Genomic DNA, 25,231 nt, shown 5'->3' on the forward strand with positions numbered 1-25,231 from the left:
TTTTTCAGTCAAACTCCTTAAGGACACGTCCCGGGCGTCGGTGTGTGCTTGAGCGCCCGGCCGGCGGCGACGGCGGTCAACTTGCCGTCCCGAATGGACGGCGCGCCATTGATCAGCAGTGTGTGCACGCCGACGCTCAATTCGCGCGGGCGCACATAGTCCGCCTTCGGCGCGTAGCGCGCGGGATCGAACACCACGACATCCGCGAAATAGCCGGGCCGCAGGTAGCCGCGCCGATCGAGCTTGAAGATGTCGGCCGAGAGGCCGGTCGATTGACGGATGAACGTCTTCAGGTCGATGACATGCCGCTCCTGCACATAGACGGCGTATTTCCGCGGAAAGGTCGCGTACTGGCGGGGATGACCATCGGTGCCGTCAGAACCGGTGACGACCCAGGGCTGCTTCATGACCAGGTCGACGTCGCTGTCGATCATGTTGAACGAGGCGATCGAATCGCGGGGATTGGCGCGGAGAATCCGGACGGCGGCGTCGACCGGCTCGATCTTCCATTCTTCAGCCATTTCCGACAGCCGCTTGCCGGTCCATGGCCGGTCCACGCTGGTCAGCAGGATCGAATCCGCGCCACCACGGCGGCGCAAATTCTCGATCATCTCAGCGCGAATTTTCGCCATCGCCGCCGGCTCGTCGAAGCGCTGGATCATGGCCGGATAGCCGCCATCGACCGCCCAGCGCGGCACCAGCGCGGCGTCGAGGCTGGTGCTGGACGCCAGCCATGGATATTGGTCGGCCGTCACCTTCTGGCCGGTTGATCGTGCTTCTTCGATCAGGCGGATCACTTCCGGCGTTTTGCCTTGCAGATCGATGCCGAGCGCCTTGAGGTGCGCAAAGTGCACGGGAATTTCGGCCTCACGGCCGATCTGCAGCACCTCCCTCACCGAGTTCATGAGACCAATGGAGTAAGAGCTCTCGTCGCGCTGGTGGGTGTCGTAGACGCCGCCACGCCGGGCGGCCTCTTTTGCCAGCGCAACCACCTCGTCTGTCTTCGCAAAACTCTGCGGTGCATAGAACAGCCCGGCGGAAAGGCCGATGGCGCCATCGCACATCCCCTTGGCGACAAGCTTCTTCATGCGCTCCAGCTCGGAAGGCGTGGGCGCACGGGCATCCTTGCCCAGCACCGCCTCACGAACGGCGCCGAAACCGACATAGCTGACGACGTTGGTACCAATCTTCTGCGCTTCGAGCTGTGCCTGATCGGCGGCCACCTCGGGCACCCCCCGCCCGTCGACGCCGATGAATGTGGTTGAAACACCCTGCATCTGCCACGGCGCGTTCAGGCGTTTGGCCGGATCGCTAGAGCGGAGATAGCTCTCCGGATGGGTGTGAACGTCGATGAACCCGGGCGCGACAATCATGCCCTGTGCGTCGATGCTCGCTTTCGCGGTCGGCGCGCCGGCATGGGGCCCGACATAGACGATCCTGTCTTCGGTTACCGCAATATCGCCTACGAACGGCGCCTCGTCTCCACCGATGTAGATCGTCCCGCCGCTGATGACGATATCGGCTGTCTCTGCGGCAGATGCTGCGTTATTTGCGATGAGGCCGAAGGACACTGCGGCCAGCAGGACGGGGATGCACTTCACTCTGAAATCTCCGGCGTGGGGACAGGCGTGTCGGAAAAGCGCCGCGGTTCGACAGGCGTCGACCTCGGCCCGCATCTCCAGCACGCTTTGAGAACTGGTCGTGGATGTCGCTTCGCAGATTAATTCGCATCATCTGCATCATCCAATGCAAAATTCGCATTGGATGCGAGGTCTGCATTACGGTGACAGTGCACTTAATACTCAACTGAGTGCACTGTCACCGTGCCGTAACTGCGATTCCATCGGAGCGAAAAAAGGCCCCAGCCATCATCGATGGCTTGCCGCAGCATCGCTGTCCGCTGGGCGCGGCGTTTCCGTCGCCTCTCAGCTTGCCTTTGTTCCACTGCCTCTTCGCAAAGAAAGATGGTTTGAACCTGTGGTTTGGATCACACGACCGCCATCGCCGCAGTGCGAGTGTTGCTGCTGCCAATGGCTGACCGATCTGGCGACGCCGAAACCTTGATCGGGCGTCAAGTCGGAGTCGCATGACCGGTGTCGTTGAAGACCGGAGGATCCAATGTCTCCCATCCTGTGCCGATTGCTGACGCTTGTTCTGTGCTGTCTGCTCAGCGGAGCTGCCTCTGCCGGCGAGTTGCGGCAAAAAGTGTTCACGGCCAAATCCTACGCAGGTTCGCGCGACCGCCACTATCAGGTCTTCGTGCCGTCCAGCTACACGGGACAGGATGCGGTGCCGCTGGTGATGATCCTGCACGGCTGCCGCCAGACCGAGGCCAACATGATCAACGAGACGCGCTTCAAGGATCTGGCGGAGCGCGACAACTTCATCGCGATTTACCCCTTCATCACCTCGTATGACGGCATGCGCGAGACGAATTGCTGGGGCTTCTTTCTCGACCAGCACATCCACAAGGGTGCCGGCGAGGTCGAGGACCTGCACCAGATCGCGCTCGAGATCGAGGCCGAATTGAAGATCGATCCTATCAGGCGCTATGTGACCGGCCTGTCCTCCGGCGCCGGAATGGCGGTGGCGCTCGCCGTCGCGCACAGCGACTATTTTGCCGCGGCCGGCTCGGTCGAAGGCTTGCCCTACGCGGAGACTTCCTCCGCGGTGGGTTTCGTCTGCGCCAATCCCGGGAGTTTCAAGCCGGTCTCCACCAATGTGGCCGCGATGAAAGCGGAGCAGCAGCAGCCCGAGGAGCAGCGTCCCGTTCCGATCATTGCCATTCATTCGCGCAACGACTGCGTCGTCAATAAACTGGCCTCCGAGAACATACGGGATTCCTGGATCCGCCGTTACGAACTGAGCCCCTCTCCGACTGCGACACTGGATTGTACGGCCGAAGGCGTGCCCTGCACCCAGACGAGGTATGGCAGCCCGCAGCGCTCCGTGGTCGAGACCGTCTTTTACGAAGGCAAGCGTGGCGATTTCATCGGCACCGGTACGCACTATTGGGTCGGCGACAACAGCGGACAATTCGCCGATCCGACCGGGCCGAGCGCCAGCGAGTTGCAGTGGGCTTTCTTCAAGGCGCATCCGTTCCGCGAGGCCCCGCCCCCGTCGATCTCGATCAGCGCGGCTCAGGCCACCGGAAATTCGATCAGCGTGAACGGGACGGCGTCCGCCGCCGCGGGCTCGGTTGCGAGCGTGACGGTGCGGCTCGATGGCCGCTTTCCTCAACCGGCGAAAGCTGCGTCCGGCACCAGCAACTGGACCGTGACGTTCGACAACCTGCCGATGGATGCCATCTACGTGCCGGTCGCGACCGCGAAAGACAACGACGGCGCCAGCACGAACATATCAGGCAACCCGATCACGCTCGGATCGCCCCCGCCGAATGCCCCACCCAGCGTCACGATCAGCAGCGCCTCGGTCAGCGGCGACTGCATCACGGTGACGGGCTCGGCATCCGATCCCGAGGGACAGCTCGCCAATGTCGGCGTCGAGCTGGGCACGCGACCGCGAAAACCCGCAGCCGTGAGCCAGGACAAGTTCAAATACGGGGAATGCGGCTTGCCGGGAGGCACCTACGCGACCCGCGCCCAGGCCACGGACCGCGCCGGCGCAACCAGCCCGGTCAGCTCGGGCCCCGACGTGACCGTGAGCAATCTGCAGGCCGTGACCGCCAACTGGCAGGCCCACATGGGTGCCGGCAGGCTACGGGTCTACTCGGCGCCGTGCGCGAGTATTGGCTTCGGCTCATGCGATCAGGGATTTTCCGAGATCTTCCTCGCCAACCAGTTCAATCCCTTCCCGATGCACAGGAAGGCGACCTCCAAGGACTGGTATGTGCGGCCGGAGAGCATACCGTGAGGAAATTACGGTGACAGTGCTGGACCCGGAATGATTTCCTCTGCAGGTGCGCAGAGCATCTGTATCCCATTTGCAAGAACTACGCTGCGCGCTCTCTCAGCCTGTCAATCCATTCGCCGTGCAGGCCATGAAGAGCATCCTCAATTGGCCATCCGGGTGAAGTCTCGATTAGGTGAAGCAGCGACCAGGCAAGCCCGAAACAATCATCTGGTCCAAACAGCCGCACCAAAGCTCTTGCCTCATCATCAGTAATCGGTGTTTGAACTTTGGCGAGCAACGCCTCCACCTCCTGCAACCCCGGCGCAGCGGCAACACTTGAGCTAGGCAATGGGCCGATTTGAACAAGGCGCTCAACGGCTGGCTGCATCATCGTTCTACTTTCCCGTCAGCTCCGGCAAGGCTTGGCGATAGTAGTGCGTAGCCCGCATGAGCGCACGCGATATGCGGGACCGCACGACGAAAGGCCCCGGATATCGCTTCGCTCATCCGGGCTACGCTTGCTTTGGCTCCTGCGATCAGGGATTTTGCGAAATCTTCCTCGCCAACCAGTTCAATCCCTTCCCGCTGCACAGGAAAGCGACCTCCAAAGACTGGTATGTGCGGCCGGAGAGCATTCCCTGAGATTACGGAGATTGCGGTGACAGTGCACTTAACCTGTCAGTGATGTCCACAGAGCCGCTACGTCTCAATTCAGTGCACTGTCGGTGTAATCCAACATGCATAATGCGTAACTTCCGTGCCGTGCGAACCCTATTCGGGCAGCCCGGCCTTGATCAACGCCTCCAGGAGTTCGGCTCTAAGTTTGGGCGAGAAATGCGGGGCGGCGAAGGTTGAGCGCCTGAACTCCGGAATCTGAAGGAGGACCTCCGCCATCAGCTTTCGAGCATCTTCCAATCGTCCCGCGCCTACGTAGCACAGAATGGCCTGAACCCTTCCCACAACATGCGCCGGAGGGAGAGCCCGGACCGCCTTATCTATCCACTCACCCGCTTTGTCATGCCTGCCGGCACTATGATGAGCTAAAGCAAGTCCCAGCAGCGCATTATATTTGAATGGATCATGCGGGTTAAGGCGTAGCGATTGTTCAAGCTGCGCAATAGCTGCATCGGATTCGCCCTGCCAACTTCGAACAAGGCCTCGAGAGTGAAGCGCTCGTGCAAAATTTGGGTTTGATCGGATGGCGCGCTCCATCAATTCGATCCCCGCGTCTTGATCGAGCGCAAACCAGAACAGGAGAAAACCGACCGCGGTTAGTGAAAGAGCATCATCTGCTCCAAGTTCCTTTAGACGATCTGCAAGCTGCAGTACCCGGGCATTGTCTCCTGCGATGTCTTGAGGCCACTTGTTGGCGCGTCGCCAGGCGATGCAAATTGCAACTCCGCCGTATGCCGGCGCAAAGCTGGGATCCAGCGCGATTGCTTGTTCGAAGTGCCCCTCAGCTACATCGTTATTTTCTGGTGTGGTGGGGAAATGAATATGCTGCGAACCACGATAATATGCCGTTACGGCGTCTATTTTGCCGGTGCGCGTACGGCTCGCTCGTTCGATTTCGGCACGATCAACTTCCGGCGCAATGGCGCCTACCACCTGTTGTGCGATCTTGTCCTGCAGATCGAAAATGTCTCCGAGATCGCCGTCAAATCGCTCAGCCCATAGATGCGCCCCAGTTCCGGCATCGATCAATTGTGCGTTGATCCTTACCTGCTTGCCTGACCTTCGTACGCTGCCCTCCAGCACATAGCGAACGCCAAGCTCCCGTCCGATGCACTTGATGTCGACCGCTTTGCCCTTGTAAGCGAATGAAGAGTTGCGTGCGATAACAAAGAAAGCCCTGAAGCGTGACAGCGCGGTGATGATATCGTCAACCAAGCCGTCAGCGAAGTACTCCCGCTCTCGCTCAGCGGAGAGGTTTTCAAATGGCATTACGGCGATCGAGGGCTTATCGGACAGGCCACAAGCTTCTGTCGGAACGGGGAGTGAGCCGTTTGAGGTTACGGGACCATCCCCCTCAACCAGTTCGCGCACCAGTCCGACAAACCGAAATCCCTTCCTTGGTAGCGTCTTGATCAACCGCTGCTCGTCGCCGGTATCGCCAATCGCAATCCGTGCCGAGTTGAGGCGAGTCGTCAGCGCAGCATCTGAGACAGCCCGGCCGTTCCAAATGACGCCGATGAGGTCGTCCTTGCTGACGACGCGCTCCCTGTTACGGATCAGGTAGTCCAGCAGATCGAACGTCTGCGGCGCGACCGACACGAGATCCGCTCCGCGATGCAGCTCGCGCCGGTCAATGTCGAACGTGTACTCCTCGAAGAGATAGCGCACCCTTCCGATCCTTTCGGTGGCAGGCGCCTCGCGCAGTACTTCGGAAGAATAAGCTGCCGATAAGGAAAATGTAAGCCGAACGTCAAGCGAGCCGGCTGAAGCCGTGGGAGCTTCACCCGAGTGGAAGCGACACTCAGGGAGACGTCACGATGAGCACGACTTACGGCGCGCGAGAGTTGGGATCGACCGCCGCATCGATTCACCGTGTATCCGATTTCAGGAAATATTGGGCTGCGCTTCAGGAATGGAATGAACGCCGGAAGTTACGCGCTGCCCTGGACCATCTGAGCGACTGGGAGTTGATGGATATCGGGATAACGCGTGGCGAGATCGACTATGTTGCCTCCCATCGCTCTATCGACCCGCGGGGCATCCAACCCGCGGAATGGATCCGGTACCTGCCAACGGTGGACGGTCAGATCGGGCCCTTCCAGAGGCACCGATAGTCAGATGCAAGGCAGTCCGCACGAGCGAAGCGGTAAGCGGGACCGCCAAACGTAAGAGCCCCGGATATCGCTTCGCTCATCCGGGCTACGCTTGCTGCTCTTCCGGCTTGGTCCAGGTCGTCGAATGACGCTACAACCGCCCAGCGCAGGCAAATCAGAGCGAAGCAAATGGACCCAGAGATCATACTGCTGAACGTTCAGCGGTCCGGAGGGGAGAAGATTAGTGTTTGCTTGAAGCTGACAGAGCTGGATCGGGATATCTGTCGGCTCGCGGTCGCCTGGCCTGTTGGCGGTCCGGAACGCACATTCGACGCGCCGGACTTCTATGAGTGCCTTCGCGCGTTTCGACGTGTCGTCGAACCAGAAGGATTTCGCGTTCTTTGTCAGGGAGCACGACCGAATGTCTGCCCATCAGGGATGTCGAGTGCCGCTGGCGCCTGGAAGTGCTGGGCGCACAAGTTCGGAGAACCGGCAGCGAGCAGAGATCAACTTGTTGAAACATTCGACCCCGTAGAGGATATCAACGGCGTCGGCACGGTCGCCGAACAGGATGAGTGGATCGCGCGTCATTGGGAGGAGTTCAAAGTGCGCACTTCCGCCCGATAGGTTCAGGAATTGCGCGAACGGTGCACTGGATCGCTTTCGCTCGCACGACTTTCTCCGCCGCCCCAATCACTGATTTGCCCCTCCTGGCAAGAAACATATTCCACCCCCTCTCAAAATTTTTCGCTTAACGCGGCACCCAAATCAAACCTACAACTCCCGCTATCCCGTCCCGCTCAGAGGGGCGTTGGCCAGCGTCACGAACGTTGGGGCGGGTGGCGGTGGACGCGGCAGCGTTCGGGCGCGCGATGGGTTCGCAGGGCGGTTCTTCCGTGAGCGGACGTCGCGCGCAGCGACCGGCGCTTAAACGCCTCGGCGAAAACTTCTTCCGGCAGCATGCGGGCCGGTCGGAGCGCTTCGGTCCGGGGAAGCTGCGGACGGCAAAACCGCGCGGTCCTGGCACCCGTTGCTGGTGTCAAGCCGATGGAGATTGTCGGGCCCGACCGGGCCTCGTGCAATCGCCAATCCGTCGGCGACGGAGGCCAGAGGAATTCGGCTCCGGGGAGAACGCGGCATAAGCGTTAAAACCACCGCGCAGGGAAAGCCGGGTGTTCCGGCGCACCTGCGGTCTGCCGTGTGCATTGTTGTGCGCACGACTGCGGGTGTCATGGGCACCCGGCTTTCCCTGCGCCCTCTGATTTCTGGGGGTATCGTCGATGCAAAACTTCGGACGCGATACGTCGCGAGATCGCGATGTCGTATCCGGCGCCAGCCACACCTGTCGAAAACAGCACGACGCGCGGCGGCGCACCGGCATACCCCTTCCGGGCATCCTGTTTGCAACGCCGCGCTGCTTTTCGGAGAGCGCGCTGCCTGATAACCTGCCGGCGTTTCTTTATGAGGTTTTATTAGAGATGTGCGGGGCCATTGGGGGTAGCTGGAGGTATTGGGCGCTGGCGCTGTTGGCCGCCCTGCTCTTCGCGACGCCCGCCGCCGCCGAAAAGCGCGTCGCACTCGTCATCGGCAACTCCGCTTATCAAAACGTCACGCGGCTCGATAACCCGCGCAACGATGCGGCGCTGATGGCAGAGACGCTGTCCGGTCTCGGCTTCACGCTGATCGGCGGCCGCGCCCAGCTCGATCTCGACAAGCCGGCGATGGATATCGCCGTGCAGAACTTCGGCCGCCAGGTGCAAGGCGCCGACGTCGCGCTGTTCTATTATGCCGGCCACGGCGTGCAGGTGTCCGGCTCGAACTATCTTGTGCCCGTCAGCGCCAACCCTGTGCGCGAGGCCGATGTCGATTTCCAGATGGTCGACGTCAACCTCGTGCTGCGGCAGATGCAGGGTTCGGGCACGCGGCTCAACATGGTGATCCTCGATGCCTGCCGGAACAATCCGTTCGGCGCGCGCGGCTTGCGTGCTTCCGACGGCGGTCTCGCGCAGATGCGCGCGCCCGAGGGAACGCTGATCTCCTACGCGACGCAGCCCGGCAATGTCGCGCTCGACGGCACCGACGGCCACAGCCCCTACACCAGGGCGCTGGCATCGACGATCAAGCAGGCCGGGCTCGATATTTTTCAAACCTTCAACCAGGTCGGCCTTGCGGTGAAGCGCCAGACCGGCGGATCGCAGCAGCCCTGGGTGTCGTCCTCGCCGATCGACGGCAATTTCTATTTCGTGCCCCCTGCTCCGGCACCGCAACAGGTCGCCGTCGCGCCGCAGCCCCAGCCGCTGACCTCGACGCTGCGCCCGGATCCCGATCGCACGCCGATCAAGGATCCCATCCTGCTGCGCGAACTGAGCGATCGCCTGTTCGAGCTCAATTACGATCCGGAGCCGCTCGACAGCAAGAACGGCATGCGGGTCGCGATCTCCAAGTTTCAGGAGAAGGTGAAGATGACGCCGACCGGCGACGCCACCGAAGGCGTGCTGACGCGGCTGCGCAAGATGGAAGATTTGAAGCCGTGGGGCTCGATCGTGTTCGGCCCGGACAGCGACAAATGGGGCATGTCCTGGAATCATTCGTCGCGGCGGGCGGCGATCGACGACGCGCTGAAGAAATGCGGCACCAGCAAATGTCCGATCGAACTGAGTTTCTACGGCGCGCGCTGCGGCGCGTTTGCGATCTCGGGCAAGTCGTGGTCGCTGGTGCAGCGCGACACCGTGCAGCGCGCCAAGGACGCGGCGCTTGACGAGTGCGGAAAGACTGGCAAATCTTGCCGCATTATCGGCGCGGTCTGTGCGGATGGATCGGGCCGCTAAATTTTTGGTTCAAGTGATTGGAAACATCTGCTTATGCGTATTGCCGTCCACCGCTCGATCTGGATTGTCTTCTTGGCCATGTTGGCCTCGGTTGCATTCGGCGCCGGCCCTGCGCACGCGCAATCCGGCAGCGCCGGCGGCAGTATCGGCAACGACGAAAAATCGCTGTCCGGTTCGCGCGAACCGCCTCGCGCAGCTGAATCGGAAAGGCCCGCACGACGCAGCAAGCCCGAGGCAGATGAGCCGCGCCGCGCTTCGCAGGGCAGCGGTGGAGGTGTTGGCAGTTTCGACGGCGCGTGGGTCGTCAACAGCGTAGGCACCACCTGCTCCGGCAGCAGCCGCAACGCGGTCGTGGTGAGCAGCGGCAGAATCATCGGCCAGGGTGTGAGCGGACGGGTCAGCCCAAACGGCGCAGTCAACGCGATCAACAATTCCAGCGGCGTCACCGCCACCAGCGTCGGCCGACTTTCCGGCCGAAGCGGCTCCGGGACTTTCAGGCAATCCGATGGATGCAGCGGCCGATGGACAGCATCCAAGCAGTAGATTCATGAATCTGGCTGGTGCCCACCGATCCGATTGGAAGATGCAGTTATGAAAAGCAGATCTCCAGGTTTGATCAGGTCTTGCCTGTTCTCCGTCTTGCTGCTGACCGCATTCGGATCGGGCCATGCGTCGGCGCAATCCGGCAGCGCCGGCGGCAGCATCGGCAATGACGAAAAATCGCTGTCCGGCTCGCGCGAGGCGCCACGCACCGTCGAACCCTCAAAACCGGCGCGCCGCGCCAAACCCGAATCCGACGAGCCGCGCCGGGCGTCGCGAAGCGGTGGAGGCGGCGGCGGTGGTGGCGGAGGTAATTTCGACGGCTCCTGGGTTTCCGTTGCCGTGGGCTCGCCATGCGGCAGCGCAACCGAGCGATTCGTCATCTCCGGAGGCCGGATTTCGGGCGAATTGAGCTCCGGATCGGTCAGCGCCAATGGCGCGACGCGGAGCGGCGGATCGGTCCAGGGTTTGAGTTGGACCAGCACCGGACGTTTCTCGGGCCGGAGTGGCTCCGGCTCGTTCACGCGGTCGGACGGATGTACCGGACGTTGGACGGCTTCTAAACAGTAGAAGCCAGTTTTCCACCTATTTTTCATGGCTTTAGCCCGCCTCGATTGAGGCAGCGCGCAAGCCGCAATTAAACCCCAACCGCTCCGAAATTGCGGCTCATTGCGACCCAAGTCTGTGACCAGATTGGGCGCATCAAGCGTCGCGTTGCGTAAGCGTTGCCGGGGTTATCTATGTCGTATCGTTCCGTGAAATCCGTCCCGGCGTTCGTTGCCGGCATTGTGGCAGCAACCAACCTGGCCACCATGACGGATCTCCGGGCGCAATCGGCGGAACAGGCCGCGGAAGCCTCGACGCAAGTCGCGCAAGCCGCGACGGATAGCTGCCTGTCATCGCCGAAGGGCGCAACACCCGCGGGCAGCCACTGGTACTATCGCATCGATCGCACGACCAAGCGCCAGTGCTGGTACCTGCGCGAAGAGAGCGACAAGGCCGACGACAAGTTCGCCCGCGCCGCGCCGCCTGCGTCGGCACCTGCGCCGTCTTCGGCCGCAGCGGAAGGACCGCAGCCGGCTGCACGCAAATCAATCTCGGACGCGCGCGCGGAATGGGTCTCCCAGCCGCCCCGCGCCGAGCCCGTCAAGGCCGATCCGCGAACGACCGGCACGGTGCTCGCCGAGAACAGCCAGCGCGGTAGCATGCCGAACGTGCTGGCGCCGTCGCCGCTGTCGTCAATGCGCTGGAACGATGCGCCGACCGCCGCGACCGTTTCGACCACGCCGGCCTCGCTCCAGGTGGCCGCCGCCGCAACGCCCGCAACAACCCAGCCGCCGCCGGCTCCGGCCGCGGAAGTGCAGCAGCCCGTGGTGGATCAGGTCACGCCTGCCCCGGCAGAACCGATGACGGCGGCAAAGCCGACCGCGTCGCTGCAGATGCTGTTTCTCGTCATCGCCGCCGCGCTCGCGCTCGCCGGCCTCATCGTCAGTGCGATGGTGAGGATCGGCCGCATGCGGGCCCGCCGCGCCATGCGCAAGAAGCGGCGCAAGATGTGGGATTCCGCCCGCACAAGGCGCGCGCCCCAACCCTCGCCGCAGCCGATGTTCCAGGACGAAGACGCCCGGCCGCGCCGCCCCGCCGTCGCCGTGCACAATACGCACGTTCCGCAGGAACGAGCAGCGCGCGTTCCCCAGGAACGAGCAGCACGCGTTTCGCAGGAGCGAGCAGCACGCGTGCCCCGCGAACGGCCGCGCGCGCCCCAATCATACGCGCCACAGGAGCGCGTGCGCGCCCCTCAGGAACGGCGACCGGCGCCGCAGGATCGCGATCGCGAACAGCAGATGACGGAAATGCTGGCCCGCCTCGCCCGCAGCGCGCAGACCTGACCGGAACGGAAGAGCCGGCTATTTTTCGAGCTGCCGCTGCAGCTTGCGCACGAACTCGGTGAGACCGGTGCGGCGCTCACGCTTGAGCCGCTCGGCCTTGAGGATCGACTGTACCTCAGCGAACGCGTCATCGACGTTCTGGTTGACGACGATATAGTCGTACTCTGCCCAGTGGCTGAGTTCGTGGGTAGCGCGGCTCATGCGCCCGCGAATCACCTCGTCCGAATCCTGCGCCCGTGTGTGCAGCCGTTTCTCGAGATCCGCGGCGGACGGTGGAAGGATGAAGACGCGGACGACATCCACGCTGGCCTTCTGATGCAGCTGCTGGGTGCCTTGCCAGTCGATGTCGAACAAAACGTCCTGTCCCGCCGACAATGCCGCTTCGACCGGTGCGCGCGGCGTACCGTAGAGATTGTCGAATACAGTCGCCCATTCGAGCAGTTCGCCCTGGTCCACCATTTTCTCGAATTTCGGCTTGTCGACGAAGAAATAGTCGCGTCCCTCGACCTCGCCCGGCCGCATCGCGCGCGTCGTAGCCGAGACCGACATCTTCAGCCCCGGCTCGCGCTCAAGCAGCATCCGCGACAGCGTCGTCTTGCCCGCGCCAGACGGCGACGACAGCACGAACATCAGCCCACGCCGTTCAACCCCGTCGAAACCACCAGCCGTCATCGGTCACTCCAGATTCTGGACCTGCTCGCGAAATTGCTCGACGACGTTTTTCATCTCGAGCCCGGTCTGGGTCAATTCCAGATCGTTCGACTTGGAGCAGCAGGTATTGACCTCGCGGTTGAATTCCTGGGCCAGGAAGTCGAGCCGCCGCCCGACCGGTCCGCCCTTGCCGATCATCTCGCGCGCCTGCGCGACATGCGAGGCGATGCGGTCGAGCTCCTCGCGAATGTCGGCCTTGGTCGCGATCAGGATCGCTTCCTGATTGAGCCTGTCAGCGTCGAAGCGTTCGGAAGTTTCCAATAGCGCCGCCACCTGCTCGGCCAGACGCGCCCTGATCGCCTCCGGCTTGCGGCCCGGTGCGGCCTCGGCCTTCTTCGCCAGCCGCTCGATCTCGTCCATGCGCTGATTGAGGATTTGCCCGAGCGTCGCGCCTTCGCGGCGGCGCATCTCGACGAGGTTGCCGAGCGCCTGCTCGAAAGCCATGGCTGCCGCCTCCCTCGCCGCCTTGTCTTCCGCCTCGTCGCTTTCGGGTTCGACGACCTCGATCACGCCCTTGATGCCGAGCAGCCCGTCGATGCTCGGCGCCACCGCGTCGATCCGGGCAGCAAGCTCGCCTGCAACCTTCACGACCGACGCGAGCACGTCTTCATTGATGCGCACGGTCGAGATCGCATTGGCGCGCTTGACGCTGAGATTGGCGTAGACCGTGCCCCGCGACAGCACGTCGCCGGCGCGCTTCTTGGCCAGCGCTTCCAGTTCGTCCCAGCCGGGCGGCAGGCGCAATCGCAGATCAAAGCCCTTGGCGTTGACCGACTTCAATTCCCATTCGAACGTATAGGGACCGCTGGCGCCGTGGCTTCGGGCAAAACCGGTCATGCTCGATAGCGCCATCGCGTAACATTCTCCTGGAATTTCGAGACTCGAAAGGGACGGCGCGACCTTAAGCCGATTTCCGCCAAAGTGGAATTGCGTTCCGGCGGGAGCCGGAACACCTGCACAACCCGCCGGGCGTCAGCGCTGAGCCACCGGCGTGGTGGTCGACTGCGCGGCACCCTGGCGGCCCGGTGCTGGTGTCGGTGCCGCCGCAGGCGCCGGGGGTGTTGCCGGACGCGGGGGCTTTTTCTGCCCTCCCGGCCGCGGCGTGGTTGCGGTCGGGTTGGTATCGGCCGGTGCGCCGGCCGCCGTCGGCGGCGGTGCATCCTCAGATGGCTCGACGGTGTCGTTCTGGATCGCCTTCTCCAGCGCCCGGAGCTTGGCGACGTTTTTCTGGTGCGCGTCGTAGGTTTCGGTGAAGGTGTGCCCGCCCGTTCCGTCCGCCACGAAGAACAGGTCGCGCGTGCGCGCCGGGTTGGCGGCGGCTTCAAGCGAGGCCCGGCCCGGATTGGCGATCGGTCCGGGCGGCAGGCCTTCGATGACGTAGGTGTTGTAGGGCGACGGCTGCGTAATCTCGCTGCGCCTGATCGGCCGGCCCAGCGTTCCCTTGCCGCCGACCAGGCCGTAGATGATGGTCGGATCGGACTGCAGCTTGATCCGCTGACGCAGGCGATTGGTGAATACCGCCGCCACGCGGCTGCGCTCGTCGGCGCGGCCGGTTTCCTTCTCGATGATCGATGCCAGCGTGATGAGTTGCTCCGGCGACCTGACCAGAACGTCCGGATTGCGGCGCTCCCAGATTTCCGCAAGCACCCGTTTCTGGGTCTGCTGCATGCGCTGGATCACCTGCTCGCGCGTGGTACCGCGCGGGAATTTGTAGGTCTCGGGCAATAGCGTGCCCTCACGCGGTATTTCCCGCACCGAGCCGGCGAAGATGTCGTTGTCGAGCAGGCGCGTCACGATCTGTTCGGAGGTCAGACCTTCGGGAATCGTGACAGCGTGCTGCACCACCTTGCCCTCGACGATGGTGGCGATGACATCGCGCAGGCTGGCATTCTTCTGGAAGGAATATTCGCCGGGCTTGAGGTCGGAGCTCGCCTTCAGCGCAAACACGCCGCCGATGAATGCCCACGGATTGACGTTGATCACCCCTTCACGCAGCAGCACATCGGCAATGTCGCGCTTGCCGGCGCGCGCGGGAATGTTGACGATCTTGTCTTCCTTCAGCGGGCCCGGCGTTTCCAGGATCTGCCGGCCGTAATAATAGACCGCGCCCGCCCCGATCATGAGAATGATCAGGATGGTGAAGATGGCGTTGCCGACCACGACGAAGGGATTGCGGGCGCGTTCCGATCGCCTCGGCGGCGGCGGCACCTGCTCCGGCTCCAGCGCAGCGCGCGGACTTCGTGGTGAAATGGGCGGCCTCTCACTCATCGATGCAACCTGAATCCCGTCGGTTCAATCGCGGCCGAGCAATCCTCTGCCCGGACGATAGCATACGCCCACATGTAGAAGTCATCGCCGAATACGGCAAAACGGTGGAGTAGTTCGAAACACTTGCTAGTCAGCCACACGCCTAACGATCACGGAGGCATTGGTACCCCCGAAACCGAAGGAATTCGACAGCGCGACGTTAATCTCGCGCTTGCGCGCTGTCTGCGGCACCAAATCGATCACCGTTTCAACCGACGGATTTTCCAAATTGATGGTAGGCGGAGCAATATTATCGCGAATCGCAAGAATACTGAAAATGGCCTCGATCGCCCCGGCGGCGCCGAGCAGATGCCCGGTCGACGATTTCGTCGACGACATCGACACCTTCGAGGTGGCGTTGCCAAGCAGCCGCTCGACCGCGCCGAGTTCGATCTCGTCGCCGATCTGCGTCGAAGTGCCGTGGGCGTTGATGTAGTCGATATCGGATACCGCAATGCCGGCGCGCTTGATGGCCGCGCTCATGCTGCGGAAGCCGCCATCGCCATCCGGCGACGGCGAGGTGATGTGATAGGCGTCGCCCGACAGGCCGTAGCCGACCACTTCACAATAGATTCGCGCGCCGCGCTTTTTCGCGTGCTCATATTCCTCGAGCACGACGACGCCGGCGCCTTCGCCCATCACGAAGCCGTCGCGATCCTTGTCGTAGGGACGCGAGGCCTTTTGCGGCGCATCGTTGTAACCGGTCGAGAGCGCACGGGCGGCGCAAAAGCCCGCCATCGCCAGCCGGCAGATCGGAGATTCCGTGCCGCCGGCGACCATCACATCGGCATCGCCGAGCGCAATGAGACGCGCACCATCGCCGATCGCATGTGCGCCGGTCGAACAGGCCGTCACCACGGAATGGTTGGGGCCCTTGAGGCCATGCTCGATCGAGACATAACCGGAAGCGAGATTGATCAAACGCCCTGGAATAAAGAAAGGCGATACCCTGCGCGGACCGCGCTCCTTCAAAAGCAGCGACGTCTCGGCAATGCCGGACAGGCCGCCGATCCCGGAGCCGATCAGGGTCCCGGTCGCGCACTTGTCTTCTTCGGTCGAAGGATGCCAGTTGGCGTCGTCGAGCGCCTGGCGCGCCGCGGCCATCGCAAAGACGATGAAGTCGTCGACCTTGCGCTGTTCCTTCGGCTCCATCCACTGGTCGGGATTGTAGGTGCCGTCAGAGCCGTCGCCGCGCGGAATCACGCAAGCGATCTGGCTGGCGAGATCGGCGACCTCGAACGTGTCGATTTTCTTGGCGCCGCTCTGACCGTTGAGGATGCGCGCCCACGTTGTGTCAACGCCGCAGCCGAGCGGCGTAACCATGCCCAGCCCCGTGACGACAACACGCCTCATGTCAAAAACTCCAGCCCGAAACTGGCGGCCCAAAACAAGAAACCGGGGGACCGTTCGACAACGGCCCGTCCGGCTCTGTCTCTACCCGCCCGGGACGTCAGCTTTTCGCGTTCTTCTCGAGAAACTTCGTCGCGTCGCCAACGGTCAAAATCGTTTCGGCGGCGTCGTCGGGAATCTCGCAACCGAACTCTTCTTCAAATGCCATCACAAGCTCGACGGTGTCGAGACTGTCGGCGCCGAGGTCATCGATGAAACTTGCGTTGTCGACAACCTTATCGGGTTCAACACCGAGGTGTTCGACCACAATCTTCTTAACCCGCTCGCCAATCTCACTCATCGTTCAACCTCGTGCTTGTTCCAATGGACCCGACCCCAAGACGCTTCAGAAACGCTACGAGCTATCGTGGTCGTTAAACTTCCTTCGCTATCGCATAGTCTTGATTCGGCACGTTGGTAGCCGACAAAGCCCCGGCGAACGGCAGGCGTCGCCACGCCAATATACAGGGTTTCAAAATCCTGCAATGGCCTTGTTTGCCCATCCGTCGAGGGTTCGGTTACCATACTTCCCAAGCCCTGACTACAACCTCCACCACCCAGGCGAAACGGCCTTTGGCCGCATCGATCGGGGCAATAACCCGCTCAAATCATGGCCATTCCGCCGTTGACGTGAATCGTCTGGCCGGTGACGTAACCCGCCTCGTTCGAGGCGAGATAGACGGCCGCCGCGGCGATGTCCTCGGGTGTCCCCAGCCGCGCCGCAGGAACCTTTGCCAGAATGGTCTCGCGCTGCTTGTCGTTGAGCGCATCCGTCATCGGCGTCTTGATGAAGCCCGGCGCGATGCAATTGGCGGTCACGTTGCGCTTGGCGTATTCCGCGCCCAGCGTCTTGACCAGGCCGATGATTCCCGCCTTCGACGCGGTGTAGTTGGCCTGGCCGGGATTGCCGGTCACGCCGACGATCGAGGTGATCGCAATGATCCGGCCGAAGCGCTTGCGCATCATCAGCTTGGTTGCGGCGCGGGCGAGACGGAAAGTCGCAGTCAGATTGACCTGGATGACGTCATCCCAATCCTCGTCACGCAACTGCACAAAAAGATTGTCGCGCGTGATGCCGGCATTGGCGATCAGGATGTCGACCTGCCCCATCGCGGCTTCCGCCGCCGGCACCAGCCCCTCGACTTGCGCGCTGTCGGAGAGATTGCAGGGCAGCACGTGAACGCGATCACCAAGCTTGCCGGCAAACGACTCCAGCACCTCGCGGCGCGTGCCGGAAATTGCGACCGTCGCCCCCTGCGCGTGCAACGCTTGCGCGATCGCCCCACCAATGCCGCCGGTCGCGCCGGTCACCAGCGCCGTCCTACCTGTCAAATCGAACATCAATCTCTCCTTCCCGGGAGCTTAGGCCGAGGCCGCCAATGCATCCTTGGCGGCGGCAATGTCGTTGGGTCCCCCGACCGACACGCCGACGGCGCCGTCGGCGATACGCTTCACCAGCCCGCTCAGCACCTTGCCGGCGCCGATTTCGAAGAACCGCGTCACGCCATGCGCTGCCATGTACGCCACCGACTCGCGCCAGCGCACGGTGCCGGTGACCTGCTCGATCAGGCGGCGGCGGATCTCGTCGGGATCGGTGATCGGCGAAGCCAGCACGTTCGACACCAACGGCGAGGCCGGCGCCTTGATCGTCACACCGGCCAGCGCCTGCGCCATCGCGTCCGCGGCGGGTTGCATCAACTTGCAATGGAACGGCGCTGATACCGGCAGCAACATCGCGCGCTTGGCGCCCTTGGTCTTGGCGATTTCCACGGCGCGGTCAACAGCCGCCTTGTCACCGGACACCACCACCTGCCCGCCGCCATTGTCGTTGGCCGCCTGGCAGACCTGACCTTGCGCGGCCTCGCCAGCGACGGCCATCGCAGCCTCATAGTCGAGCCCGAGCAACGCGGCCATCGCGCCGGCGCCGACCGGCACCGCCTTTTGCATCGCAAGACCGCGGGTACGCAGCAGCCGCGCGGTGTCGCTAACGCTGAGGCTGCCGGCTGCGGCCAGCGCGGAATATTCGCCGAGCGAATGGCCAGCGACAAACGCCGCATCCCGCCCGACGGAAAAGCCCGCTTCGGTCTCCAACACCCGCAGCGTGGCGATCGATACCGCCATCAGCGCCGGCTGGGCATTCTCGGTAAGCTGGAGGGTCTCCGCGGGACCATCCCAGATGATCGCCGTCAGCTTCTCGCCGAGTGCCGAATCAACCTCGTCGAACACCGCGCGCGCGGCCGGAAAGGCTTCCGCGAGGGCCTTGCCCATGCCGACCGCCTGGGAACCCTGCCCCGGAAATGTAAATGCAGCCGTCATCGGCGCTCCCTCATAAGATTGGGGCCGTAAGACACTGACCGAGGCCGGGATGTCAAGCCGCGCTGCGAGATGGCGCAGGGCTGCGGAAGATCGGGGATCGTGGCGGGCAGGCTCAGCGTTCCTGCAGCGCCAACCGGGCGCCCAAAGCGCAATAGATGCCGCCAACGACCCTGCCCTGCCATTTCAGCACGGTGGGGTTTCGACGGAGAAAGTCGCCTAGCCGCCCCGCACACACGGCAAAGACTACGGTGCTGACGAGCCCCAACAGGACGAAAAGGATACCCAGGATCGTCAGTTGAAGCGTAACCGATCCGTTTTCGGGCACGACGAACTGGGGGAGAAACGCAAGGAAGAAAAGCGCGGTTTTTGGGTTCAGCACCTCGGCCAAAATGGCCTGCCGGAACGCCTGACCGGCCGAGATCGGTAGTGCGCTGGCCGTCAGGTTGACCGGCGCTCTCTCAAGGATCGCCCGGATACCGAGGTAAACGAGATAGGCCGCACCAATGTATTTGATGATGCTGAACAGCATCGCCGAAGTGGCAATGATCGCCGAGATGCCGACGATCGCCATGAAGGTGTGAATCAGGTCGCCGGCCGCGATTCCGACGCCGGTCGCTATTCCCGCCTTTGTCCCCGAACTCGTTGCCCGTGCGACCGTGAGGAGCGTGGCAGGACCCGGAATGAAAACAAAGCCGAGCACAACCGCCGCATAGGCAAGCAAGGTGGTCAGATCGATCATTCGCGCAAGTCCCTCCACGGCCGATGGCACTCAACGCCATCACCTAAGGGGTAAGCAAGGTGTTATCTAGAACCCGCCTGTGGCCTGGTCGCCACCAACCTCTGCCGCCCCGGCCCGCGCCCGGCGCGCGATGCTTGTCAGTTTGCCTGGGCGGTCCTCATGGTTGGGTTTGGCGGTCGCGAGCCGCAGCACCGCGGAGTAGCCCGGCTGCACCTCCATCCGCTCCGCATACCGGCTGTCACTGAGAATGCGGTGGACCCTCGGCAGGTTGTAGCAGGGCACGTAGAACAGCAGATGATGCTCGAGGTGGTAGTTCACGTAGTAAGGCGCGATGAACAGCCGCTCGAGGAAATTGGCGTGCGTGGTGCGGGTATTGCGCAAGGGATCGTTTGAGTCGGGAACGACGGCATGCTCGGCAATGTTGCGGATACGCGTAATCACCATCTGCCAGGTGAGCAGCGGCAATAGCCACAACAGCGGATAGGCCCACCACACGCCGGCGGCGGCAAGGCCCGCAAACATCACGGCATTGACCGCACATTGCGGGCCAAGCTTTTCCCAGAAATGCGCCGCGCGCCGCGACAGCGGCCATTCCTTCGGCCCCAGCGCATTCAAGAACTGCGCCTTGCGCTGCTGGTAGCCGGTCTGGCCGGTGATATCGCGGAAGAACTTGCGGCGGTAGCTCATCGACGTGATCGGAAACGGCGCCGACAAGATCAGATCGGGATCGTCTTCCTGCTGCGTGCGCGCATGATGCTGCAAGTGATAGCGGCGATAGGCGCGGGTCTCGGCAAAGACCGGATAGGCGCAGAACCACTGGCTGAGCGTCAGATTGACCTTCTCGTCCGCCGACAGGCATCCATGCGCGCCGTCGTGCATCAGGATCGCGAGCCCGAGCTGGCGCGAGCCGATGATGCCGACCGCAAGCAGGAAGGTCAGCGGATTGGGCCACCACGCGACCAGCGCGATCGAGCCCAAAATCAGCGCCCATGCATGCGCGATCAACGCGATGCCTTTCCACGTCACGCGTTCGCGGACTGCGATCAGTTGATCCTCGCTCAGGAAGTCGCGGGCACGCATGCGAAGCGCGGTCATGATGATCCCTCCCCGTCGGGTTTATTATCGTCGTCAACCAAACGCAGCCTGGCGCTGTCGGCCCCGGACGACGGCGTGGCCTGATCGCCCAGTACGCGCAGCATTTCGCCGCACAAATCCTCGGCCGATCGCCCCATCGCATGACCTTCGACCATGACGCCGATCGCGACCGCCCAGAATCGCCGCGAGCTTTCCTCGGGCGCGCGGAGCGAGCGCCAGCCATGGCGCTCGACCTGGCTCGCATAGGCGCGCGCGCCTTCGCTGTGCAGGCGCTCGATCGTGCGCTCAACCAGCGGCGCGAGATCCTGGCGGCGTCTGGTGAGCGTCAGGGCTTCGGCGAAGAAGGCGACCGAATCCGTCGCCGTCACCGTCTCCGCCAGCGCGTGGGTGTATTGCCGCGGCGTATGGGCCTGGAGTGCCGCTTGCTCCGTTGCGCGCGCCAGATAGAGCATCTCGCGGCAAGCGGCCTCGACGAACAGCGCCTCCTTGGTGCGGAAGTAATAGGTGATCTGGCTCGGAAATGCGTCTGCGGCTGCCGCAATGTCGGAGATCGAGGTGCCGGCAAGGCCCCGCTCCCTGAACAGACGGCTGGCGCCGTCGAGCAGGCGGGAGCGCATCTCGCGGCCAGCGGTCCTGGTCGCACGGGCGGCGTGCCTGGGATCGTCGGCCGGCATTTCCGGAGTTGTTTGAACGGACTTGGGCGCCATTTTACCTCCGATCCCCTGTTTGTATGATATACAAACAAATAAGTCAAGATCGGATATTTCGAGGCACGCGAAGCCTTGCCAGTCCGGCAGAAATCCTTATAAACCGCGCCATCCGTGGATCCCGGCCGGGAGCTGAACGGACGGTCTCAGCAATTCATTGTTCGGATTGATGTGGCAGGGCCAGTCGGCCCGTCGTCCCGTGCTTCCGCCTTCTGAGCTTATCCCGAGTCCTTTCCGAAGGTCTCGAAGGGCTTGCCGCCGGGAACCGCGCCAACTCCAGGAAAGGACACCCATGCCTCTTTACGAGCATGTTTTTCTCGCGCGTCAGGATGCGAGCACCCAGCAGGTCGAAGAGCTGACCACCCAGATGACGGGCATCGTCGAAGGGCTCGGCGGCAAGGTCACCAAGACCGAGAACTGGGGCGTGCGCTCCCTCACCTACCGCATGAACAAGAACCGCAAGGCACACTTCGTGCTGATGAACATTGATGCGCCCTCCGCTGCGGTCACCGAGATCGAGCGCCAGGAGCGGATCTCCGAAGACGTCATCCGCTATCTCACCGTCCGCGTCGAAGAGCACGAGGAAGGTCCGTCAGCGATGATGCGCAAGGCCGATCGTGACCGCGAGCGCGATGATCGCGGCGGCGGCTTCCGCGGCGACCGCGAAGGCGGTGGTTTCCGTGGCGATCGTGAAGGCGGTGGCTTCCGTGGCGACCGTGGCCCGCGCCGTCCGCGCGAAGACGACGCAGCAGCGGTAGAGGAGTAAGAATCATGGCTGAAGCTGGTGCACGCCGTCCGTTTTTCCGTCGCCGCAAGACCTGCCCGTTCACGGGTCCGAACGCGCCGAAGATCGACTACAAGGATTCCAAGCTGTTGATGCGTTACGTCTCCGAGCGCGGCAAGATCGTGCCGAGCCGCATCACCGCCGTCTCCGCCAAGAAGCAGCGCGAACTCGCGCGCGCCATCAAGCGCTCGCGTTTCCTCGGCCTCTTGCCCTACGTCATTCGCTAATATTTTCGACCGGCGGCGCCCGCGCCGCCGGTCGTATTCATTCATAAGGCTTCCGGGTCGTCCGGTCGCCGATGGTTGGGGTCGAGACGACCTCTAACCGCTCGAAAGGAGCGGGACAGCTGATGATCACGATTGTCCTCATTGGTCTTGCGGCCGGCTGCGCGTCGGCGCTGATGTTCGCCTCGATCATCTCGGGCGCGCTGATCTCATTGCTGCTGTTCTATCTGGCGCCGCTGCCGCTGATGGTGGTGGCGCTCGGATGGGGGCCGCTTGCGGCGACGATCGGCGGCATCGCCGCGGCCGCAGGCCTCGGCGCGATTTTCGGCCTGGCCTATTGCATCGCCTTTGCGATCACCGTGGCCGTGCCGGCCTGGTGGCTCGGCCATCTTGCCTTGCTGGGACGGCCGTTGCCTGCCGCCCCCGCCGAAGATGGTTCGGCGCCCGCTGCGGTTCAGCTCGAATGGTATCCAGTCGGCCGTATCCTGCTCTGGATCGCCGGCTTTGCCGCGCTGACCACAATCGCGGCTATGCTGACGCTTGGTGGCGACGCCGAGGCCATCCAGGGCGTGCTGCGCCGGGGTCTGATGCGAATTCTGACGCCGCGAGGGGCGACGCCGTCAGCGGATATCGAGCGCTGGGTAACCGCTCTCGCCATCATCGCTCCCGCCGCCGCAACGATCGTCGCGATGATGACGCTGACGCTCAATCTTTGGCTTGCCGGAAAAGTGACGGCGACCTCGGGCCGGCTGCAGCGGCCGTGGCCCGACCTGAAGAGCGCGGAATTGCCGCCGATGACGTTGGTGGCGCTGTCGGTCGCGCTGGCCTTTTGTTTTATCGGCGGGCTCGCCGCGATGTTCGCCCAGATCGCGACTACCGCGCTGATGATGGCCTATGGCCTCACCGGCTTTGCCGTGATGCACACGCTGACGCTGGCGCTCAAAAGCCGCGTCTTCTGGCTCTGCTGTACCTACGCGATCGTTATCGTGTTCGGCTGGCCCGTTCTCGCGATGATCGCACTCGGGCTTGCCGACGCCGTCTTCGGACTTCGCCAACGCTATCTGCGCGGCAAGCCTCCACCCCTGCCCGCATCCTGAAACTGCAACATCCCACTCAATCGAAATACGAACACTCAAAGGAGAACGAAAATGGAAGTCATCTTGCTGGAACGCGTCGCCAAGCTCGGCCAGATGGGCGAAGTCGTCAAAGTACGCGACGGCTACGCCCGCAACTTTCTGCTCAAGCGCGGCAAGGCGCTGCGCGCCACCACCGACAACCGCGCCAAGTTCGATGGCATGAAGGCCGAACTCGAGGCTAACAACCTCAAGGCCAAGGGCGAAGCGACCAAGGTTGCGGAGAAGATCGACGGCCGCAACGTGGTCGTGCTGCGTCAGGCCTCCGAGACCGGCCAGTTGTTCGGCTCGGTGAGCGTGCGCGACATCATCGCTTCCTTCGAGGCCGATGGCGTCACCATCAGCCGTAGCCAGGTTCTGCTCGACGCGCCGATCAAGACCATCGGCAAGCACGAGATCGCCATTGCGGTGCATCCGGAAGTCGAAGTCAGCGTCAGCGTCACCGTGGCGCGCAGCGCCGACGAAGCCGAGCGCATCAACCGCGGCGAGGACATCTCGACCCGCCAGGAAGACCAGGACGCCGCCGCCGAGGCGCTCGCCGCCGCCGGCGAGTTCTTCGATCCGGAAGCCCAGCACGACGACGAGGCGCCGGCGCCGGCTGCTACCGAGAAGTAACGCGCGTATCTGCCTATGACGACTTCAAGCCCGGCCTCATCAGGCCGGGCTTGGGATTCTGGCGGCAGCCTTCTCATCCAGCATCGCTATCGAGGCGAGCGCGGTCGCGGTGTGCTTCTCGATACCATCGGTTACGCAGAACACGTCGGCGGCAACGACGGCAACCTGACGTCCGGGCTTGATCACGCGCGCCCGGCAGATCAGGCGCTCGCCTGTCGCCGGCGACAGCAGGTTCAGCTTGTATTCGGCCGTCAGCGCTGACTGGCCGCGTGAAGCCGCGGCCGCAATCGTGGTGGCATTGTCGACGAGAAAGGCGGTCACGCCACCGTGGAACAGGCCGTTCTGCTGCAGCAGCTCCGGCCGGCGATCGACCTCGAGCGTACACGTGCCGCGTGTCAGTTCGGACAGTTCGGCCCCGATATGGGTCATAAAACCCTGGCGGCCGACATTGTCGCGGATACGGGTCGCGATCGGGGCGAAGTCGGGATCGTTGTTTGTACTCATTCAGCTTCTCCCGCTTTTTCGGCTGCATCGGGCGCGACCACCGCGCGGATGGCGCAGGCGATCAGCATTTCGGCCTGCTCTCTTGGATCGGTGCGATCGCGGCCCGACAGCCATGCCCGACAAAATATCTGCGCCGGTCCGATGATCTGGCTGAAGAACACCGACGACGTCATCGGCAGCAATTCGCCACGCTCGACCAGCGGCGCGCGCCATTGCGCGACGGCTTCGACCAGACGCGAATTCTGGGCGCGCTGCGCGCCGCGGATCTCTTCGGTCCACTCGCTCCGGGAAATCTCGAACAGATAGCGCGCCTCGCGTCTGGAACTGACGACCCATTCGAGATGGGCGCGGATCAGCCGCGTCACGCCTTCCCGCGCGCCGCAGGAATCATCGACCGCCGCGATGACGGCTGCATGGTAGCGAGCGAGAATTTCCAGAAAGAGCGTGCCGGCCAGTTCCTTCTTCGAGCCGAAGAAGTGGAAAAAGCTGCCGTTGGACGCCCGGGCGCGGGTTCGGATGGCAGCCACGGTGGCGCCCTCAAAACCGTCGCGGTCGAATACCGCCAATCCCGCTTCCAGCAGATCCTCGCGTGCCGTGCTCATTCGCTATCGCCGTCGATCACTAGATTAACACTCTAGAGCCATGCTCTAGCGATGGTCAAGCGACACGCCGGCCGGCATTCAGCATCTGGAATTTATCGCGAGATAGGCGGCGTGGGCGGGCCGGCGGGCGCGACCGGCGGTGCGGCGGGGGCCGTAGCGGTCTCCGGCGGAGGGGAAGCGGGCATCGGCGGGGCTGCGGGCGAACTAGCAGCCGGATCAGGCGCGGTG

The 25,231-nt window shown here is 63.2% G+C and carries 27 protein-coding genes; 11 read left to right on the forward strand and 16 right to left on the reverse strand.

Annotated elements, in window-relative coordinates; genetic code table 11:
• Positions 1–17 precede the first annotated feature (17 nt).
• Positions 18–1,601 carry an N-acyl-D-amino-acid deacylase family protein gene (locus CQ12_RS36125; RefSeq protein ID WP_198164348.1) on the reverse strand — a complete coding sequence of 528 codons (1,584 nt, stop codon included), beginning with the start codon at positions 1,599–1,601 and terminating at the stop codon, positions 18–20.
• 517 nt (positions 1,602–2,118) lie between these two features.
• Here CQ12_RS36125 and CQ12_RS36130 point away from each other — a divergent pair.
• On the forward strand, positions 2,119–3,873 hold the full coding sequence (locus CQ12_RS36130; protein ID WP_083519624.1) for an extracellular catalytic domain type 1 short-chain-length polyhydroxyalkanoate depolymerase: 1,755 nt from the start codon (positions 2,119–2,121) through the stop codon (positions 3,871–3,873).
• 79 nt (positions 3,874–3,952) lie between these two features.
• On the opposite strand, the gene CQ12_RS36135 is transcribed toward CQ12_RS36130, so the two are convergent.
• Positions 3,953–4,243 carry a hypothetical protein gene (locus CQ12_RS36135; RefSeq protein ID WP_057840019.1) on the reverse strand — a complete coding sequence of 97 codons (291 nt, stop codon included), beginning with the start codon at positions 4,241–4,243 and terminating at the stop codon, positions 3,953–3,955.
• Positions 4,244–4,299: 56 nt separating this feature from the next.
• On the opposite strand from CQ12_RS36135, the gene CQ12_RS36140 reads away from it, so the two are divergent.
• Positions 4,300–4,494, forward strand: a complete 195-nt coding sequence (locus tag CQ12_RS36140; protein ID WP_057840020.1) for a hypothetical protein — start codon at positions 4,300–4,302, stop codon at positions 4,492–4,494.
• Positions 4,495–4,623: 129 nt separating this feature from the next.
• On the opposite strand, the gene CQ12_RS36145 is transcribed toward CQ12_RS36140, so the two are convergent.
• A complete protein-coding gene (locus CQ12_RS36145) occupies positions 4,624–6,195 on the reverse strand; it encodes a winged helix-turn-helix domain-containing tetratricopeptide repeat protein (protein ID WP_057840021.1) in 1,572 nt (523 codons plus the stop codon).
• 149 nt (positions 6,196–6,344) lie between these two features.
• Between CQ12_RS36145 and CQ12_RS36150 the strand changes: the two genes are divergently transcribed.
• The 4 genes from CQ12_RS36150 to CQ12_RS36165 all read left to right on the forward strand — a co-directional run bounded on the left by CQ12_RS36150 (position 6,345) and on the right by CQ12_RS36165 (position 9,991).
• Entirely contained in the window at positions 6,345–6,641 is a 297-nt protein-coding gene (locus tag CQ12_RS36150; protein ID WP_057840022.1) for a DUF1127 domain-containing protein, read from the forward strand.
• A gap of 168 nt (positions 6,642–6,809) precedes the next feature.
• Complete coding sequence (locus CQ12_RS36155) at positions 6,810–7,247, forward strand: hypothetical protein (RefSeq protein ID WP_057840023.1); 438 nt, start codon at positions 6,810–6,812, stop codon at positions 7,245–7,247.
• 851 nt (positions 7,248–8,098) lie between these two features.
• Entirely contained in the window at positions 8,099–9,448 is a 1,350-nt protein-coding gene (locus CQ12_RS36160) for a caspase family protein (RefSeq protein WP_057840066.1), read from the forward strand.
• Between the two features lie 33 nt (positions 9,449–9,481).
• A complete protein-coding gene (locus tag CQ12_RS36165) occupies positions 9,482–9,991 on the forward strand; it encodes a hypothetical protein (protein WP_057840024.1) in 510 nt (169 codons plus the stop codon).
• Between the two features lie 2 nt (positions 9,992–9,993).
• Here CQ12_RS36165 and CQ12_RS44545 read toward each other — a convergent pair whose 3' ends face one another.
• On the reverse strand, positions 9,994–10,422 hold the full coding sequence (locus tag CQ12_RS44545) for a hypothetical protein (protein ID WP_157088687.1): 429 nt from the start codon (positions 10,420–10,422) through the stop codon (positions 9,994–9,996).
• A 306-nt stretch (positions 10,423–10,728) separates the two neighbouring features.
• On the opposite strand from CQ12_RS44545, the gene CQ12_RS36175 reads away from it, so the two are divergent.
• Entirely contained in the window at positions 10,729–11,877 is a 1,149-nt protein-coding gene (locus tag CQ12_RS36175; RefSeq protein WP_057840026.1) for a hypothetical protein, read from the forward strand.
• A gap of 18 nt (positions 11,878–11,895) precedes the next feature.
• Here the strand turns inward: CQ12_RS36175 and gmk are convergent, their stop codons facing one another.
• The 10 genes from gmk to CQ12_RS36225 all read right to left on the reverse strand — a co-directional run bounded on the left by gmk (position 11,896) and on the right by CQ12_RS36225 (position 21,141).
• Positions 11,896–12,549, reverse strand: a complete 654-nt coding sequence (gene gmk / locus CQ12_RS36180) for a guanylate kinase (RefSeq protein WP_057840027.1) — start codon at positions 12,547–12,549, stop codon at positions 11,896–11,898.
• 3 nt (positions 12,550–12,552) lie between these two features.
• On the reverse strand, positions 12,553–13,440 hold the full coding sequence (locus CQ12_RS36185) for a YicC/YloC family endoribonuclease (RefSeq protein WP_057840028.1): 888 nt from the start codon (positions 13,438–13,440) through the stop codon (positions 12,553–12,555).
• 120 nt (positions 13,441–13,560) lie between these two features.
• On the reverse strand, positions 13,561–14,856 hold the full coding sequence (gene mltG / locus CQ12_RS36190) for an endolytic transglycosylase MltG (protein WP_057840029.1): 1,296 nt from the start codon (positions 14,854–14,856) through the stop codon (positions 13,561–13,563).
• Positions 14,857–14,982: 126 nt separating this feature from the next.
• On the reverse strand, positions 14,983–16,248 hold the full coding sequence (gene fabF, locus CQ12_RS36195) for a beta-ketoacyl-ACP synthase II (RefSeq protein WP_057840030.1): 1,266 nt from the start codon (positions 16,246–16,248) through the stop codon (positions 14,983–14,985).
• Between the two features lie 97 nt (positions 16,249–16,345).
• A complete protein-coding gene (locus CQ12_RS36200) occupies positions 16,346–16,585 on the reverse strand; it encodes an acyl carrier protein (RefSeq protein WP_008969609.1) in 240 nt (79 codons plus the stop codon).
• A gap of 302 nt (positions 16,586–16,887) precedes the next feature.
• Positions 16,888–17,625, reverse strand: coding sequence for a 3-oxoacyl-[acyl-carrier-protein] reductase (gene fabG, locus CQ12_RS36205; RefSeq protein ID WP_057840067.1), 738 nt, complete (start codon positions 17,623–17,625; stop codon positions 16,888–16,890).
• Between the two features lie 21 nt (positions 17,626–17,646).
• Positions 17,647–18,600: an ACP S-malonyltransferase gene (gene fabD, locus CQ12_RS36210; RefSeq protein WP_057840031.1), complete on the reverse strand. Its 954-nt coding sequence runs from the start codon at positions 18,598–18,600 to the stop codon at positions 17,647–17,649.
• A 112-nt stretch (positions 18,601–18,712) separates the two neighbouring features.
• Positions 18,713–19,339 (reverse strand): LysE family translocator, encoded by a 627-nt coding sequence (locus CQ12_RS36215; RefSeq protein ID WP_057840032.1) that lies wholly within the window; start codon positions 19,337–19,339, stop codon positions 18,713–18,715.
• Positions 19,340–19,405: 66 nt separating this feature from the next.
• Positions 19,406–20,434: a fatty acid desaturase family protein gene (locus CQ12_RS36220; protein WP_057840033.1), complete on the reverse strand. Its 1,029-nt coding sequence runs from the start codon at positions 20,432–20,434 to the stop codon at positions 19,406–19,408.
• The gene (locus tag CQ12_RS36225; RefSeq protein WP_057840034.1) at positions 20,431–21,141 is read right to left on the reverse strand and encodes a TetR/AcrR family transcriptional regulator C-terminal domain-containing protein; all 711 of its coding nucleotides are present in this window, start codon (positions 21,139–21,141) and stop codon (positions 20,431–20,433) included. The genes CQ12_RS36220 and CQ12_RS36225 overlap by 4 nt, the downstream gene beginning before the upstream one ends.
• Positions 21,142–21,433: 292 nt before the next feature.
• Here CQ12_RS36225 and rpsF point away from each other — a divergent pair, with 292 nt between their 5' ends.
• The 4 genes from rpsF to rplI all read left to right on the forward strand — a co-directional run bounded on the left by rpsF (position 21,434) and on the right by rplI (position 23,897).
• Complete coding sequence (rpsF, locus tag CQ12_RS36230) at positions 21,434–21,907, forward strand: 30S ribosomal protein S6 (RefSeq protein WP_057840035.1); 474 nt, start codon at positions 21,434–21,436, stop codon at positions 21,905–21,907.
• Between the two features lie 5 nt (positions 21,908–21,912).
• Positions 21,913–22,152: a 30S ribosomal protein S18 gene (rpsR, locus tag CQ12_RS36235; RefSeq protein WP_002711478.1), complete on the forward strand. Its 240-nt coding sequence runs from the start codon at positions 21,913–21,915 to the stop codon at positions 22,150–22,152.
• A 122-nt stretch (positions 22,153–22,274) separates the two neighbouring features.
• Positions 22,275–23,246 carry a hypothetical protein gene (locus CQ12_RS36240; RefSeq protein ID WP_057840068.1) on the forward strand — a complete coding sequence of 324 codons (972 nt, stop codon included), beginning with the start codon at positions 22,275–22,277 and terminating at the stop codon, positions 23,244–23,246.
• Between the two features lie 51 nt (positions 23,247–23,297).
• Entirely contained in the window at positions 23,298–23,897 is a 600-nt protein-coding gene (rplI, locus tag CQ12_RS36245; RefSeq protein ID WP_057840036.1) for a 50S ribosomal protein L9, read from the forward strand.
• 39 nt (positions 23,898–23,936) lie between these two features.
• On the opposite strand, the gene CQ12_RS36250 is transcribed toward rplI, so the two are convergent.
• Positions 23,937–24,401: a PaaI family thioesterase gene (locus CQ12_RS36250; RefSeq protein ID WP_057840037.1), complete on the reverse strand. Its 465-nt coding sequence runs from the start codon at positions 24,399–24,401 to the stop codon at positions 23,937–23,939.
• On the reverse strand, positions 24,398–25,003 hold the full coding sequence (locus CQ12_RS36255) for a TetR/AcrR family transcriptional regulator (RefSeq protein ID WP_057840038.1): 606 nt from the start codon (positions 25,001–25,003) through the stop codon (positions 24,398–24,400). Before CQ12_RS36255 ends, CQ12_RS36250 begins: the two co-directional genes overlap by 4 nt.
• Positions 25,004–25,231 lie beyond the last annotated feature (228 nt).

This window comes from Bradyrhizobium jicamae (assembly GCF_001440395.1).
Classification (GTDB): Bacteria; Pseudomonadota; Alphaproteobacteria; order Rhizobiales; family Xanthobacteraceae; genus Bradyrhizobium; species Bradyrhizobium jicamae.